The organism is Aliikangiella sp. G2MR2-5 (genome assembly GCF_015687155.1).
Classification (GTDB): domain Bacteria; phylum Pseudomonadota; class Gammaproteobacteria; order Enterobacterales; family Kangiellaceae; genus Aliikangiella.
The window spans coordinates 347186-362817 of record NZ_JADPQF010000002.1; the positions used below are offsets into that span (position 1 = coordinate 347186).

10 protein-coding genes are annotated in these 15632 nt (G+C 42.2%); 2 read left to right on the forward strand and 8 right to left on the reverse strand.

Annotated features, from left to right (window positions below; all coding sequences use genetic code 11):
- Positions 1 to 9 precede the first annotated feature (9 nt).
- Both eda and gap read left to right on the forward strand, forming a co-directional pair.
- Positions 10 to 657 (forward strand): bifunctional 4-hydroxy-2-oxoglutarate aldolase/2-dehydro-3-deoxy-phosphogluconate aldolase, encoded by a 648-nt coding sequence (gene eda, locus IYN84_RS08920; protein ID WP_196138856.1) that lies wholly within the window; start codon positions 10 to 12, stop codon positions 655 to 657.
- Positions 658 to 679: 22 nt separating this feature from the next.
- Entirely contained in the window at positions 680 to 1711 is a 1032-nt protein-coding gene (gene gap / locus IYN84_RS08925) for a type I glyceraldehyde-3-phosphate dehydrogenase (protein ID WP_196138857.1), read from the forward strand.
- A gap of 126 nt (positions 1712 to 1837) precedes the next feature.
- Here the strand turns inward: gap and IYN84_RS08930 are convergent, their stop codons facing one another.
- The 8 genes from IYN84_RS08930 to phoR all read right to left on the reverse strand — a co-directional run bounded on the left by IYN84_RS08930 (position 1838) and on the right by phoR (position 15604).
- Positions 1838 to 4501 (reverse strand): TonB-dependent receptor, encoded by a 2664-nt coding sequence (locus IYN84_RS08930; RefSeq protein WP_196138858.1) that lies wholly within the window; start codon positions 4499 to 4501, stop codon positions 1838 to 1840.
- A gap of 252 nt (positions 4502 to 4753) precedes the next feature.
- Positions 4754 to 5923 carry a transmembrane glucosamine N-acetyltransferase NagX gene (nagX, locus tag IYN84_RS08935; RefSeq protein ID WP_196138859.1) on the reverse strand — a complete coding sequence of 390 codons (1170 nt, stop codon included), beginning with the start codon at positions 5921 to 5923 and terminating at the stop codon, positions 4754 to 4756.
- A gap of 66 nt (positions 5924 to 5989) precedes the next feature.
- Entirely contained in the window at positions 5990 to 7771 is a 1782-nt protein-coding gene (locus tag IYN84_RS08940) for a sodium:solute symporter family protein (protein WP_210330361.1), read from the reverse strand.
- Positions 7772 to 7803: 32 nt separating this feature from the next.
- The gene (gene nagA / locus IYN84_RS08945; RefSeq protein WP_196138860.1) at positions 7804 to 8934 is read right to left on the reverse strand and encodes an N-acetylglucosamine-6-phosphate deacetylase; all 1131 of its coding nucleotides are present in this window, start codon (positions 8932 to 8934) and stop codon (positions 7804 to 7806) included.
- A complete protein-coding gene (gene nagB-II / locus IYN84_RS08950) occupies positions 8934 to 9965 on the reverse strand; it encodes a glucosamine-6-phosphate deaminase NagB-II (RefSeq protein ID WP_210330362.1) in 1032 nt (343 codons plus the stop codon). Before nagB-II ends, nagA begins: the two co-directional genes overlap by 1 nt.
- Before the next feature lie 136 nt (positions 9966 to 10101).
- Positions 10102 to 11019, reverse strand: coding sequence for an N-acetylglucosamine kinase (nagK, locus tag IYN84_RS08955; RefSeq protein ID WP_210330363.1), 918 nt, complete (start codon positions 11017 to 11019; stop codon positions 10102 to 10104).
- A gap of 204 nt (positions 11020 to 11223) precedes the next feature.
- Entirely contained in the window at positions 11224 to 13926 is a 2703-nt protein-coding gene (locus IYN84_RS08960) for a family 20 glycosylhydrolase (protein WP_196138862.1), read from the reverse strand.
- A gap of 361 nt (positions 13927 to 14287) precedes the next feature.
- Positions 14288 to 15604 carry a phosphate regulon sensor histidine kinase PhoR gene (phoR, locus tag IYN84_RS08965; protein WP_196138863.1) on the reverse strand — a complete coding sequence of 439 codons (1317 nt, stop codon included), beginning with the start codon at positions 15602 to 15604 and terminating at the stop codon, positions 14288 to 14290.
- Between the last annotated feature and the right edge of the window lie 28 nt (positions 15605 to 15632).

The window sequence follows — 15632 nt, forward strand, 5'->3', positions numbered from 1 at the left end:
TATCAACTAATGGAACAAGAATCTTTATCCAAATACCTGTCACTATCACCGGTGATTCCTGTGGTCGAAATAGACGATTCCAGAAAATCACTTCCTCTGGTGAATGCTCTAATTCAGGGAGGTATTAAAATTATCGAGATCACTTTGCGTACAGAATCCGCTCTTGAATCAATTGCAACAATAAGTCAGAAAGTTCCAAGTATGTGTGTAGGAGCTGGAACGGTAACTGATGTAACACGATTACAGAATTCAGTTGCCGCCGGAGCCCATTTTCTGGTTAGTCCGGGTGCGACAAAGTCCTTGATTGATGGCTCCCGTTATCATGATACACCGCTACTTCCTGGAGCGGTTACACCAAGTGAAGTTATGTCGCTTTACCAACAGGGATTCCGCTTTCTAAAGTTCTTCCCGGCGGAAGCAGCTGGTGGTCAAAAAATGCTTCGAAGTATCGCGGCACCACTACCAGAAATAAAGTTCTGTCCAACAGGTGGAATCAATCAGAATAATATTCAGGAATATCTAACAATAAAAAATGTCATCTGCGCAGGCAGTTCCTGGGTAGCAGAATCAGATCTGATAAAAAATAACAATTGGTCTGAAATTACACGAAGAGCACGCGAAATATCCTCATCCATCAACCGAAATTTATCGGGCTAAGAAACAACTTGAGGACCGAGCAATGAAACTAAAAATAGCCATCAACGGCTTTGGCCGAATCGGCCGTAATATCGTGCGTGCGCTTTACGAAAATACCTACCACGATGAAATTCAACTAGTTGCTATCAACGATTTGGGTAAACTAGAATCAGCCACCCACCTGTTAAAATATGACTCTGTCCATGGTCGCTTTGCTCAAAAGGTAGCGCAGGACGGTGAGAATATTATTATCAATGACGAAAAGATACTCTACACCAACCAGGCTGATCCGGAACTTTTACCCTGGCAAGCGCTAGGCGTTGACTATGTATTGGAATGTACCGGTCGCTTCACCTCAAAAGAATTAGCTTTGGCACATATTAAAGCGGGTGCAAGAAAAGTGATCGTATCAGCACCAACGAAGAATGCCGATGCAACCATTGTTCACGGAGTCAATCACTCGACACTAAAAGCCGAAATGCAGGTGATATCCAATGCTTCTTGCACAACCAACTGTCTGGCACCTATCGCAAAAATATTAAATGAGTCGGTTGGTATTGAACAAGGAAGTATGACGACCATTCATGCTGTCACCAACGATCAGAATTTACTCGATCTTGATCACGAGGATATGTATCGCGCGCGCGCCGCAACACAATCGATGATCCCGACCAAAACGGGAGCTGCGGCAGCAGTCGGGCTGGTTTTACCGGAACTCAATGGCAAACTGGACGGAATGGCGGTTCGAGTGCCTACTCTCAACGTTTCACTGGTTGATTTAACTTTTGTGGCACAAAAGGAAACCAGTATTGGAGAGGTAAACGCCGCGATAAAAGCAGCGACTTCAGGAGCTATGGGCAAAGTACTCGACTATAGTGATGAACCTCTGGTTTCTATTGACTTCAACCACCACCCGGCCTCTTCGGTGTTCGATGCCAGCCAAACCAAGGTGAATGGAAAGTTGGTCAAAGTAATGGCCTGGTACGACAACGAATGGGGATTTTCCAACCGTATGCTGGACAATGCACTGCAGTTAAGCCGGATAGAAAAAAATACATTGAACGACGCTGCCTAATACCAAATTTAATATTTCAAGCCGTCATTAATAGACGGCTTTTCTATTTATTGCTTTATAAACTGTGCGCAAATAAAAAAGGCCGGAACAAGTCCGGTCTTTTAATACTCAGCTGACACAACTATCTTAGAACGAAAGGTTAACTCCTAAAACAAATCTTCGGCCATTTTGGTAGATAGACATAAGACGAGCAGGGTCTCCATCATAACGAACCACTTCTTCATCATTCAGATTGACAGCTTCAAATACAAGATCAACGTTTTCAGTTAAGTTATATGATGAGCTAAAGTCGATCTGTCCAAACGATTCCGTCCAAAGTTCAGCACCAGTCCAATGTGGTCCATTAAACCATTCACTACGATAGTTGTACATCAAACGAGCACCGAAGTCGTCTGTCTCATAGAAAAAAGTAGTATTGAACATATGTTCTGATGCACCGGCAACTGATAGTCCAGCGTCATGCTCTGCATCGGTATAGGTATAGTTTGCCGCAAGACCAAAAGCTTCCCACTGCTGTTGGAAACCCAGTTCTATACCTTTAGTTGTTCCCCCCACCCCGTTGGAAGGCACAAATACTTCAACGTCGACATAGTCAGAAATTGTTTCATTATAAAACGCCTCGACATAACTGGTAGTATCTCGGTAACTTTCGATATCTTTGTAAAAGAAAGTAGCAGAAAAAATTGAAGCATCATCAAAGTACCACTCATAGGAAATGTCAAACTGGTCTGCAATCGTTGGTTTAAGACCCGGATTACCAGCGACAGCAGTTGGCTCTGCGCCGTTCAGATTTCCTAGCGCAACACTCGGTGCCAAATCAGAAAAGTTCGGTCTCGCCATAACCCGGGCGGCGGCAAATCGAATGATCCGATCATCATCAAGATTATAGGCAAGATTAAAGCTAGGCAATATTTCTGAGTAGCTACGCTCTTCAGTAACCCATGCCAGATAAGATGGCGTTAGCCAATCTCGATCAACGGTATGGAATCCCCAGGAGTCACCGCTAAATTCATTGGAAGATGCAGATTGTTCTGTTTTCACCCAGCGAAGACCAACATTTCCACGAATATTATCTCCTTCAAAATTTCCTTTAACATAAGCAGCGGTAATTGTTTCATTGATGGCCCAGTTTTCTGCAAGGATATCACTGATTGCAAAATCAGCGTCGCCAGCAAAACCTAGGCGCATAAATGCATCTCGATCACCTAATAACTGATTAACCACATTACCGGCGACTACATTACCCGCAATCGAAGCAGTTCCTACCGACTGGCCACAAAGATCTAGCGTAGGGCATTGTGCAAAAATATCCCACATATAAGCTGAATCAGGATCTGCAGAAGTACCTGGACCATGCCAACTGTATGCTTGACGTCCCTGGGTACGATCGTGGTCTCGTAATTTGATACCGGTTTCAATGGAAGTGAAATTATTCCATTCGACGTCAAAAACATAATCTAGCTGAGCATAAGTCTCTTCATCGGTTGTTGGTTTGTTACCACCCCAGGTCCAGTTTTGTCCCCACAACGCACCATTTGTCGGATCGACTCCGATATTAATGGTTGGAGTTCCTGACAAATCGAAAGAGTAGCCTGATTCGGACGGATCAACATTAGGAATAAAGCTCCATGAAGTTTCATTGTAAGTTCCGCCTTCAGCTTCCGTTGTTCCTATCTGAATATGTAAACGGGAGCCATCACCATCATAGTTAATGTCCAAATCATACGAACTGGTTTCTGTACGCGACTCACGGTTAATAAAATCCCATTCGTAGGAACCATCAGCTGCGACGGTTGCCGCGAAGATATTAATTCCTTCCATAGAAGTGTTTGTTAAGTCTGCCAAATCATTCTGCGGACGAATTAACAGGTTCTGATTCGAGTTATTCGCATCCATTTCTGAATCGAGCAGGTTAAAAGTCACATCCAGACTATCTGTCGGTACAAACTGGGCGCTGGCAAAGATTGTTTGTCGCTCCCTGTTTTGTCGAAACAGTGGATTACCAATATCTTTAGGAGCACGATAGCCTTGAGGATGCAAGTCTTTGGATGTCCACCCCAGTACCTCCAGACCTTCTCGTTGCACAAAGCGATCTTGTTTGGTTACTGAAAGAAGAAATCCGGCATTGCCCTCTGTGTTTTTCCAGGAATAAAGCGCATCGATTTGCGGATCAATATCACCCGAAGTATCTGAGTATTGTCCCTGAATACCAACATTTACTGAGTTGGCTTCTAATTCAAGCGGTCGACGAGTACGTAAAATTACAGTCCCGCCAATGGAACCTTCGTCAATATTAGCTTCTGGAGATTTATGAACTTCCAAGCCTTTAACCAGTGAAGAAGGCAGCAAGGTATAGTTAAAGCCGCGAGAAGGCTGATCAAGAATGAACCAGTCAGCAGTTCCCACATTCTGACCATTAAGCAAACTTCTATTTTGTGTTGGATCAGAACCTCGAATAGTGATTTTTTCACCTTCTCCAAATTCTCTGCTTACCCCTACTCCGGTAATTCTGGATAATGACTCAGAAACATTTTTATCAGGAAACTTACCAATATCCTCGGCTGTAATCGCGTCTGAAACAGTATCAGCAAATCGCTTCATATTGATGTTGGCTTTAAGGCTACCGCGAATACCCCGGATCACCATTTTTTGCTCGGCTGGTTCACTTGCTTCTTTTTTATCTTTTTCGCTTTCTTGCTCTGCTGCATGCAGTGATACAGATATGCTGCCACTCAGTACCATAGCAATACTGGTAGCAAGCACCCGTCTTTTAAACTTTTGAGATGACATCCTCTCCCCCTTTTCTCACTTGTCGCGTTAATGGTTACAACAATGTTTTGCTCTTAAGCTGCCTGGCCTTTACTACGACGGAAACACTCTTCAACCATCCATTCAATTTTCTTTTTTTCTCAAATTGACAACGCTGTCATTTTGATTGTATAGACCATACACTGAATTGAGTTTTTATGCCAGAGAAAATTGTTAGTTTTTTGTACAAATGGAAATTTTCACATTGATTTTCAAAAATTTTTACGCGCTTCTCTAAATTTTAAAAAACCATCGGCGGCTGAAAAGGAACAGTGCAAACAACCACTGTATGAGAACAAGGGTTGCTATGCTAAGTAAATTACGGGCGTGTTCCGAAAACATCGAATAGATTCCGCCCATAATGCTATTTACCAAATATTGCCAGTCAAATAGACTACTCATTAAATATAGGAGTACAGCGTTACAACCAATAATCGCAAAAAAGATACCAAGCTTTTTCCAATGCAGGATATCAAACATCGTATAAAAAAGTACAAATAGCAGGCCACTATATCCGATAGAGACCAAAGAGAAACTTCCAGTCCACAGAAATTTATTAACAGGATAAACCAGACCCCAGAAAAAGCCTGTAACAATACAGAGTAAAGAAGCAATTGATATTATTCCAATTTGCTTTTTTTTGGCTTTAATCAAGCGAACCGTTTGTCCGACAATGGCACCGGCAATACCATTAACGATCGCAGGAAAGTGTGACAATATGCCTTCAGGATCAGCCGACTGGTGTTGGTAGGTTGCACCCGGTAGAAAATTCTGATCAACCCAGCCATTCCATGAGTCCGATAGATTGAAATAGCCTATACCACCCGCAGGTGTTGGAACAAAACTTTGCAATAACCAATAACTTAATAAAATAGTGAATCCGAAAATAAACTGAATTCGCAAATTAAAATGCCAGACAATCATTGCAGTAAAAAACCAGGCAACTCCTATTCGCATTAAGACACTTGCATAACGAATTTCCTGCAAGTTGGCAGGTATCCCCTGTCCCCATCCATGGTTATATAAAATCCCCAATATGCAGAGAATAAAAAGACGCTTAGTTGCTTTTAGATATAATGCTTGTCGCTGGCTTTGTGCAAAGGATGCAATTTGTCTGCGCGACAAGCCCAGAGTAACTCCAGATATAAAGATAAATAATGGGAAAATTAAGTCATAGAAGGTAAAGCCATGCCACTGACTATGCTCAAACTGAACGGCCAGATCTTGAAAAAACGACCAGCCAGTTAATACAAATAGTGAGACAAAAATTCGCTCAGCACCTAAAATCCATATCATATCGAAGCCGCGAAGCGCATCCAGAGACAAAAGCCTATCAGGATTAGATTCAGTGCTTTTCAATATTTCTGAATTTGACTCAACTTTAGTAGAATATTTTTCTTTCATAATAAAATTACAGGCGCCTTAGCGACGTCAATAATCCGATCTCTTCAGTTGGCGACGAGAAAAGATCTATTCAAAAACTTTAACCTGGCTCGCCAAAACTTTTACGCTAACTAGCGAAATTGAAAAAATCCCAAGATACAGCAACATTTCATTCCAGTTTTGAAAAATCAAACTACCGGTAGCAAATAGGATTGAGTAGGCCATAATCACCGCGGAAATCCATAGTACAAACAACTTCCATAATTTCTGGTTACTCTCATCATTTTTGACAAAGGGCTTCCAGTTTCCTGCAGGCTTTATTTTTTGATAAAAGGACTGTAAGACTTTGTCGTCTGTAGGCTGAGTCATAAAGGTTACAACTAACCAACAACTAATCGTAAATCCGATCGTAAAGATGAAGCCTTTCGGGTTTTCGATAATAGGCGCCCCCCAGGACGGATCCACCTGCTTAGCGAAGACAAAAGTAACTATAGCGTAGCCGATAAATGGAGCAATGGTACCAGCAATTTCTGTCCATGCATTTATTCGCCACCAATACCAACGCAGAATGAGAACTAATCCAAGCCCAGCGCCTGTTTGTAGTAAAAAATTCCAAACTGCAGCAATGGAGTTAATTTGTGATGTAACACCAAAGGCTACCAAGATCATCACTAACACTGAAATTCTTGAAGTTGTGACTAACTCTTTTTCAGTTGCTTCCGACTTAATGAAAGGTCGGTAAAAGTCATTGATTATATAGCTGGTCCCCCAATTAAGTTGTGACGCAGTGGTACTCATATAAGCTGCAAAAAATGCCGCCAGTAGCAATCCTTTAAGACCAACTGGCAAAAAATCTTTCATTGCCATGACATAGCCTAACTTGGCTTCAGTACCTTGCAATTGCGGATATAGAATGACACAACTTAGTGCAACTAAAATCCAGGGCCAGGGCCTGATACAGTAATGAGCAATCTGAAAATATAAATTTGCATAAACGGCATTCTTTTCGTCTTTGGCACTCATCATTCGCTGTACGACATACCCTCCGCCACCAGGTTCAGCGCCCGGATACCATGAGTTCCACCATGGCAATATCAGAAAAGCGAGAAAGCTGCCTAGTCCCACAGCTAAGACACCGCTGGCAGAAGTTTCACCATTAAAGCTTGGAAAAAAACTAAGCGTTTCTTCCGGGAGTGCAGCTTTTAGTCCGGCAATACCACCGACTTGTTCTGAATTCACGACCATTACCGCCAGTACAATAGAACCTGTCATAGCGATAATAAACTGAACAAAGTCGGTATAAACAACCCCCAGTAAACCTGAAAATCCTGAGTAAACAAATACAATCAACATTGCACCTAATGTCCAGAAAAGTGCTTGCTGATCAGATATTCCAAAAAACACTTGAAGAAGCGACATCAAGGCAAGATTCACCCAACCAATAATCAGGGCGTTAACAAATACCCCCATGTAGATAGCTTTGAATCCTCGTAGGAATTTTGCTTCAGGGCCTGAGTAGCGGATATTAATAAGTTCTACATCGGTCAGTATCCCTGCTCGCCGCCAATATTTTGCAAAAAAGAAAGTAGTTAACATCCCGCCAGCCAGTAAATTCCACCACATCCAGTTGCCAGCAATTCCTCCCTGCTTAACGAGTTCCGTGACCGCCAAGGGCGTATCTGCGGCAAAGGTTGTTGCCACCATGGAAGTTCCAGCAAGTACCCAGGGTAAACTTCGTCCTCCTAAAAAAAAGTCACTGGTACTCTTGGCTCTTTTACTGAAGTACAAACCAATACCGACGATAAGTGCGATAAATCCAAATATAATGAGATAGTCGGGCATCTCCAGTGCAATTGTTTCTTGATTCATCTTCTCTCCCAAAGTTTTTATATTTATCGTTATTAATTCTTTCGCTGGTAAGCCAAAACACCTTCGACCCATGAAGCTATCACGTTACCGTTTGCTTCGAGCAGTACCATACTGGCCTTTTTCCCGGGCGACAAGGTTCCCAGAGTCTTTTCCATTGATAAAAAATGAGCAACATTTTTAGAGGCAAGATTGAGAGCCTGCGTTTTGTCAATCATCAACATATTCTGTGCATTGATAACCGCGTTAGCCATATCTAACGCGGAGCCAGCTAAACGTCCTCGGGGATCCGTTAATTGGCTTCCTGTTCGTGTAATAGTTTCCCCCAACAATTCAAAGCTCTGTTCATCAGTACCCACGACAGACATAGCATCGGTCACGAGAGTCATATTTGGGTTAGCATTTAGTGCAAGTTTCGCCACAGCAGGATGAACATGAATACCATCCATGATGAGTCCATAGTAGCTTTTCAGGTTGGTCAGTGCAGCTCCAACCATTCCGGGTTCTCTTGAAGTCAAAGGCGACATGGCATTAAACAGATGAGTAAACCCACTAGCGCCAGCAGCTAGCGCGCCAACGACCCCACTATAACTGGCGTTGCTATGCCCCAAACTTACAATGACATTTTTTTCGGTTAGCTGTTCGATGATATCTACATCGACTTGTTCCGGGGCAAGCGTCACTATTACTCGACCTAACTCTTCTCTACAAAACAGATCGATTTCGCGCTGGCTGATTGGCCGTATAAAACGTTCACTATGAACGCCTTTTTTTTCTAGAGATAAATGTGGCCCTTCAAAATGTACACCAAGAATATTATTAATATTTCCTCTACGCGCCGCAGCAACAGCGCTGGCGGCTAGCTCCATTTTTGAATATTCATCGGTTATCAAGGTTGGAAAAATGCCAGTACTGCCAAAGCGAACATGTGCTTGTGATATCGCTATTAGTGAGTCTAAAGTTGGCTTTTCATTAAACAGCACACCGCCTCCGCCATTTACCTGCCAGTCAATAAATCCAGCGGTTAATAATCCTTTGTGTGATACTTCACTTTCAGGGATCGATTCAAAATAACTAACTAGACCATTGTTAATATCAACGCGCTGAGGACCTAATATTTTTTCGCCGTCAAAAAAAGCGCTTACGGCAAGACTAAAAGAATTCATTATAAGGTCTCTGTAACTTTAAGCAGTCCACATGGATTATCTGGATCGAGCCCGCGTGCGATGGCAATTTTTTCGATATCCAGATAGAAGCGTTGAAGCAAAACCAACGGCGCAATACGAGGATGAACATTGTTGTTCTGGTGTAAATGAATAGGCTCAGCACCTCGCTTTTTAATTTCTTCGATAATTTTACGATGAGCACTATGCGACTCATCATCTACCTGTAACTCGAGAACTTTCAGTTGTGATTCGACTAATGTTACCGGGCCATGAAGAAATTCAGCACTACTGAAGGCCTCTGCATGAATCGATAAAACTTCTTTAAGCTTTAACGCAACTTCTTTGCTCACTGCATAACCCAAGCCTCTTCCTAGAACAACAAGATTATTCACGCCTTTCAAATCCTCAATGATCAATTGAGGAGCTTGGTTAACTGCTGCGGTTAGTGCGTCTGGGATCTGTTTTAACGCATCAGTCAGGACAAGATCCTGTCGCCAGTAAGCAACAAGTTGCAAAATCGCACTTAAAGTTGCCAGATAACTTTTGGTTGCGGCTACTGATTGTTCTTTTCCTACTTTAAGAGGTACAACAAAATCAACAATGTCTGCTAAAGGAGCAGACTCGTCATTAAGTAGAGCGATACAAAATGCACCACTATTTTTAGCCTGTTGAGCTTGTTGCAAAATGTCTGGGCTGCGTCCCGACTGGGAAATAACAATAACAAGAGTCGAGTCCAGTTTTAATCTCCGGTTGTAGATAGTGGCAACCGAAGGGGCCGCCGCAAAAGTTGGTAATCCTATCTCTATTTCAATTAAATACTTAGCAAAAACGCCGGCATGATCTGATGAACCTCTCCCAACCAGCATAACTGCATGCGGAGAAAACTCTCGTAATGAGCTGGCAAGTGATTGCATTAATTTTTCGTTACTATGAAGTTGCTCGGAAATTTTTATTCCTGCTTCAGACGCTTCTTTTTGCATTAAGCTAGTAAAGCCATCACTTTCTTTCATTGTTGTAACTTTGGAAACCATTTCTTTCATCTCATTGATAAAATATTTTCAGAGTAAGCGATTAAGAGACTACTACAACGACCACTGCGCTCTATCTATTAAGTATTTATTTGCCTAAATATATTTTTAACTAAATTTATTTCCTAACTAAATCTATCTAGCTCGCCACCTTTGATGTCCCAGATATAGGCGCTTGCTGTTGGCGAGCAAAAAGTACCGCACCAGTCTCAGGTTGAGCGATAGGCTCAACAAACTGTTCACTTAAGTAGTCAGGTAGTCGACTTAATACCAGAGGAGCCAGGCCACCAATCATACTTAGACGTTTCGGAGATTTTGATAAAATACTTCTTGTCATTCTGGAAATATAATCTATGCCCTGATTAACAATTGCGTTTGCAGTTAAGTCTCCTTCATCCGCTGCATTAAAGATGACTTTTGCAAGCTTGGCGTACTGCCTGGAACTACGTCCTGCAACCTTTTCAGACAAAGTCAGGGCTTCATCCACTTGATAAAAACTTTTAACTGAGTCACTCAGTATGGATGAATCTTTAAATCCATCAAGAACCTGTAATGTGTGACGAATTGCTTCCAGCCCCATCCATGCACCGCTGGCAATATCGCCGATCGGAAATCCGTGTCCACCAAAGGTAAGTTTCTGCTGACCAACACTGACAAATCCACAGGATCCTGTGCCAACGATAATTACCGCGCCATCGTCTCCACCATGAGCTCCAAGGCTGGCAATATCTAAATCTGTCGTCAGGTGCATCTGTTTGAAAGGATGCTGCCATGACTGCACTTGTTGATAAAGAGCAGGAAGGTTAACACCGGCCAGTCCGATTCCGGCAATCAATTGAGCAATATGTTTTTCACCCAAATTCGCATCGTTAAGAGCAAGATGAGTGGCAGCGAGTATCGAGTCCAGACTCTTTTGAAAACCGTGTAAAGGGTTAGCAGGACCACTTACACCCGTGCCAAGTACTCGATCCTGATCATCAGAAATAATGGCTCGGCACTTACTTCCCCCACCATCGATTCCCAGGTACAAGTTATTTTCCTTTTCTAAATCTGACACCACAACCAGTCCTCAATCGGTTATAAACCCTGACCCTTTACATAAACCTTACTTCATCGCTTCTAATTAAAGCTTACCTTAAAATGACAGCGCTGTCATTTGTTAATTTATATTTTTTTGTAAAGTCCTTTCGGACACAATTGAAAAGCATGGGCATTTCTTCGAATGCACGTAGGTCTATCTGAATACTTTTAACGATTCAAATTAGTTAACAGTAATATACCGACCTTTACGACTGCCATTCGAAGAAGAAGTGCGTACTTTGATCTTTCCGTCTCCAGGCAGTTCTATCGACAGCGGGAGACGAACATAATTTTTCGCTTGCTCGATTACTTGCCATTCGCCATCATCCCGCTGAAATTCGATTGAAATACCTGGTAGAGGCACATTCACTTTAAGGCTTTCCCCCTCAACAACAGCCCCTACCAAAGGAAGCCGGTAAAACACACCGAATTGATCAAGTTTTGGTAGCTCCTTTGTTGCCAGAGCCGTTGAAAAAGCGAGCCAGTCTTTATCTCTTTGTTGACGTTGTTCTTTAGTAAAATAACCAGTTTTTGCGGAATAGATAGCGCCCTGGTGCAAATAGTCCGGTTCCCAGGGAGCCTTGTGCCAGGCTCTTTCTGCCAACGCAAGTAGCCTGGGAAATATCATATACTCAGCAATCTTATCTGAACGCACCATCTCGCTCCAGAGATGTCCCTGCAGTCCTTTAAATCTTACTCCCTGACGCATTGGACTATGAAGTAACTCTCCTTTTTCGTTTTTGCCGGGACGATCATCCAGGATCATTGGCCGATTTTCTCGATCAGTCCAAAATTCCGCATGCAATGGCAGGTTCTCAGGCATCAACTGAAACACTTGCTCGGTATCAGTATACCGGCTTCCCCAATAGTATCCCCGCTCTTTCGGATCTGCGGCATAAGGAAAGTCAAAATAAGTTGCATCAGGTATTGAAACAATCACATCCCAGTTTTGATTGGCTAATCGGTGAGCCACTTGATGGCCATTCCAGAACAGTGGAGTCCAGGCATTAACCTGAACCTTATCAGGCATAGTCTGAGGATTAAGCCTGGACATGCCATCACTCCAACCTGCGACTTCAATCTGTCGCTTGGCTAGCAAACGACTTACCCTCTGTATAAAGTAGTTGCCTAACTCTCCAATCGCTAGCGATTGCTCTTGAATAAGCTTTTTACATTCAGGGGAGTCCTTCCAGGCACCCGGAGTTTCATCTGCACCAATGTGATAGGTTGTCAGTGGAACATTGGCCTGTCGATGCATAGCACTAACTTCATCGATTACTTTTTCAATGAAATGATACGTAGACGACATACAAACATTTAAAGTATTGTCACTGTAAAACTGCACGGACGAGTAGTTACTGGCATCATCCGGGTCTGATAACAAATACTCTTCAGCTTGCTCTTTTTGACCATTTCTCATGTACTTTCGATAGCGAGCCTGCATCGATTTGACCGCTGCACGTGAATGTCCAGGCATATCAAATGATGGTATAACCTCGATGTGTCGAGCTGCTGCAGCCTGTAAAATTTCTTGATATTCAGACAAGGAATAAAACCCATTGTTAGGATTGCCTTTATCGACACCAGCTCCCAACTGTGGAAGCAGACACTCATCTTCATTTAAGTCAAGGCAACGAACAGCGCCAATTTTTGTTAATTCAGGAAGTCCGGGTATTTCTAAACGCCAGCCTTCATCATCACCGAGATGGAAGTGGAATTTATTGAGTTTGTAAGCGGCCATTTGATCAAGAAGCTTAATAACAAAATTTTTATTTCGAAAATTTCTGGCGACATCCAGATGAAATCCACGGAACTTGAATCTAGGTGAGTCAATAATTGTCAGTTGTGTGACCTCACTATTTCCTATGGTTATCAAACCAGCCAGGCTTTGCAGTGCGTAAAATGCACCGTTTGTTGTCGATGCTTCGATGGAAATCTTTTGTTCACTGATTTTAAGTTGATAACCTTCACGCCCTCTTCCCTCGACTTTAACTATTTCAACGGGTACCCCTCCCTTTCGGCTTATTGCTACACCGAATTTTTCGAGACGAATCAACGCAGGGTTTGACCTGTTAATATTAAATGAGTTAGGGATAATTTTCAGTCCGTTTGCTAGTGAAAGGCTAGCATTTGACTTTACTTTGATGGTTCGGGGCTTGGGAATTATTCTAGTTAATACATTTTTCTTTTCCAGCTCAACACCTGGAAGCTTTGCATATAGCCCCCCACTAGTCACCCACTCAGATTGGTCTTTATCCGTTCTTTTAAACTGCTTTTCTTTGTTAGTGAATGATTCGACATGCTGCATCTTTTCCAGGCCTGTATCGGAATCAATTAGCGCTTTTGTTGACTCAATAAGCAATGGCTTTAAGTCACCAGAACGAATAAAAAAATTAGGTGGGGAATCAAATTCAGAGATATGCCAAAATCCTGCTTTGAATGGAATGCGGTAAACTTTTTCTTTCCTGAAGCCTTTGAACTGGTTAGAAGGCTCAATTTTGTGAAGATCTCCCTGAACATGAGATATTGAGAACTCTGGACTAAAATCCTTTTGTACCGGAGACATATTTGAGAAATATATCTGCCAATTACGATTATTGCTATCAAAGGGCAGGCTCAAAGAGATTTCTGCAGAAAAGCAGTTTCCGTCGGCTTGAGCTTGGTCACATTTTTCATCGGGACGATTATCAATGACGGTATATTTTAATCTCAGAGCTTCTGCCAGTAATTTTAGCTCATTCTGATTGAGCGTTGCAGTATTGATGGTATCGCTATTTTTTTCGTTAACGATTACATTTGAATTCTGATTACAGGAAAAAAGAGAAAGTAAACAAAGAATTACAAAGATCTTGCTAGTATTTAAAAAAATTCCCAATTCTTTCAATTCTTTTGCTCCCGATTAAAAGTATTTGCTTCTTAACCTTAAATAATCCGATATGTCACCAGAAAAAAGTGGAAATTCATTGAATAAATCGAGTAAGAACTGAGTACCACAAAACTTTTTATCTGGCAGCCTTTATTCTTTCTATTGGTTTAAACATAGTAAAAGAATTTTAGTCGTGCCGCGAACAGTAACAATAAGAAAAAAAGCTGGTTGTAACACTAACAACCAGCCAGGGACGAAAGCACGACTATATCCAATTACAAACACCAAAATGACAGCGTTGTCATTCCGGTATTTAAAAATTAACTGATCTGGTGATTAATTGCAAGAGGAAAATTTAGTTTTTGAATTCAGCTGAAGGCTAGCCGTCGATAACTTTTGTACTACAAGTTCTGTATGCAGGAAAACAGGCGGTAAAAGTCGAGCCTTTTCCCAACTCACTTTCAATTTTCAAATGCCCGCCATGATTTTCAAGAATGTGTTTCACAATGGACAATCCAAGACCGGTTCCACCCACTTGACGAGAGCGATTAACATTCACTCGATAAAACCTTTCGGTTAAACGAGAAATATGCTCCTGGGCAATTCCTTCTCCGCTATCCTCGACACTTAAACAGGCCCCACCGTTTTCACAATGACGCCAACGAACTGCGATGAGAGTACCCGGGTTAGAGTATTTTACGGCATTACTTAACAGGTTTTGACACAAACTATAAACTTCAGACTCAACAGCTTTAATATGCAGAGATTGATCTATTTCAAGCTCGAACTGATGGGAACCTTTCGCACGAGATTTTTCAAAATCGGAAGTCAGTTGTGCAACCAGTTCCGGCATATTGACTTTTTCGCCGCTTTCCTTGCTATGTCCTTTCTCTTCTAACTTGGACAATATCAAAAGGTCATCCAGAATCTTCTTCATACGCTTTGCTTGCTGACTCGCACTATTAACTGGTTCGCGCACCGAAACTGGTAGATTCTCATCAATATCCATCATTTCAAGATAGCCTGAAATGACGGTTAGCGGAGTTCTCAATTCATGTGAGGCATTGGCAATAAAAGCTTTACGTAATTTCTGTACCGCGATTCGTTGACTGACATCTCGCGCAGTAACCAACTTCTGCTCATCACCAAAATCGGTCACAGTAACGATCAGTGTGACATTGCCATCAACCGGAGATATAAGTTCGAGCTGGCGGTTGTCGACCTTCCCAGTTAACAGTTGTGATAAAACCGGTAATCTGATTAGGTTGTCGAACCGTTGACCTAGATCTTTACTGAGATCGATCCCTAAAACTTCTTTCGCCGCATCATTGGACCATTCAATTTCCAGGTGAGAATTTAATACAACAGTCGCATCAGGTAAGGCTGATATAGTCGCTTCGAAACGGCTGGCCATCCCTTTTAGTCGCGCCTTTCTTTCTTTATCTTTTTTCTGAATTCGGTGAATATGCTGCACAATTAATTGCCAGATACCCGAAGAGTCTGGCGCGAGATTAGTCTTAGCACCAAGCCGGATCCATCGCTCAAACCCTCTAATCTGAACTAGTGTCCAGCCAATGTAGATGGTTGAAGGAATCAAAAATCCTAAGGTCCAATAACCAGTCGATAAACCAATGAGAATAGAGGCAGTAACAACAACCAGAATTCTGGAAAACTCTACCGTCCAGGCATTATTCATTATGATCTCGCTATGTACGCAACTAAAT

Excerpts from the sequence above, each read along its gene's own strand:
- eda (WP_196138856.1), top strand. The coding sequence starts at position 10 with ATGGAACAAGAATCTTTATCCAAATACCTGTCACTATCACCGGTGATT.
- gap (WP_196138857.1), top strand. The coding sequence starts at position 680 with ATGAAACTAAAAATAGCCATCAACGGCTTTGGCCGAATCGGCCGTAAT.
- IYN84_RS08930 (WP_196138858.1), bottom strand. The coding sequence starts at position 4,501 with ATGTCATCTCAAAAGTTTAAAAGACGGGTGCTTGCTACCAGTATTGCT.
- nagX (WP_196138859.1), bottom strand. The coding sequence starts at position 5,923 with ATGAAAGAAAAATATTCTACTAAAGTTGAGTCAAATTCAGAAATATTG.
- IYN84_RS08940 (WP_210330361.1), bottom strand. The coding sequence starts at position 7,771 with ATGAATCAAGAAACAATTGCACTGGAGATGCCCGACTATCTCATTATA.
- nagA (WP_196138860.1), bottom strand. The coding sequence starts at position 8,934 with ATGAATTCTTTTAGTCTTGCCGTAAGCGCTTTTTTTGACGGCGAAAAA.
- nagB-II (WP_210330362.1), bottom strand. The coding sequence starts at position 9,965 with ATGGTTTCCAAAGTTACAACAATGAAAGAAAGTGATGGCTTTACTAGC.
- phoR (WP_196138863.1), bottom strand. The coding sequence starts at position 15,604 with ATGAATAATGCCTGGACGGTAGAGTTTTCCAGAATTCTGGTTGTTGTT.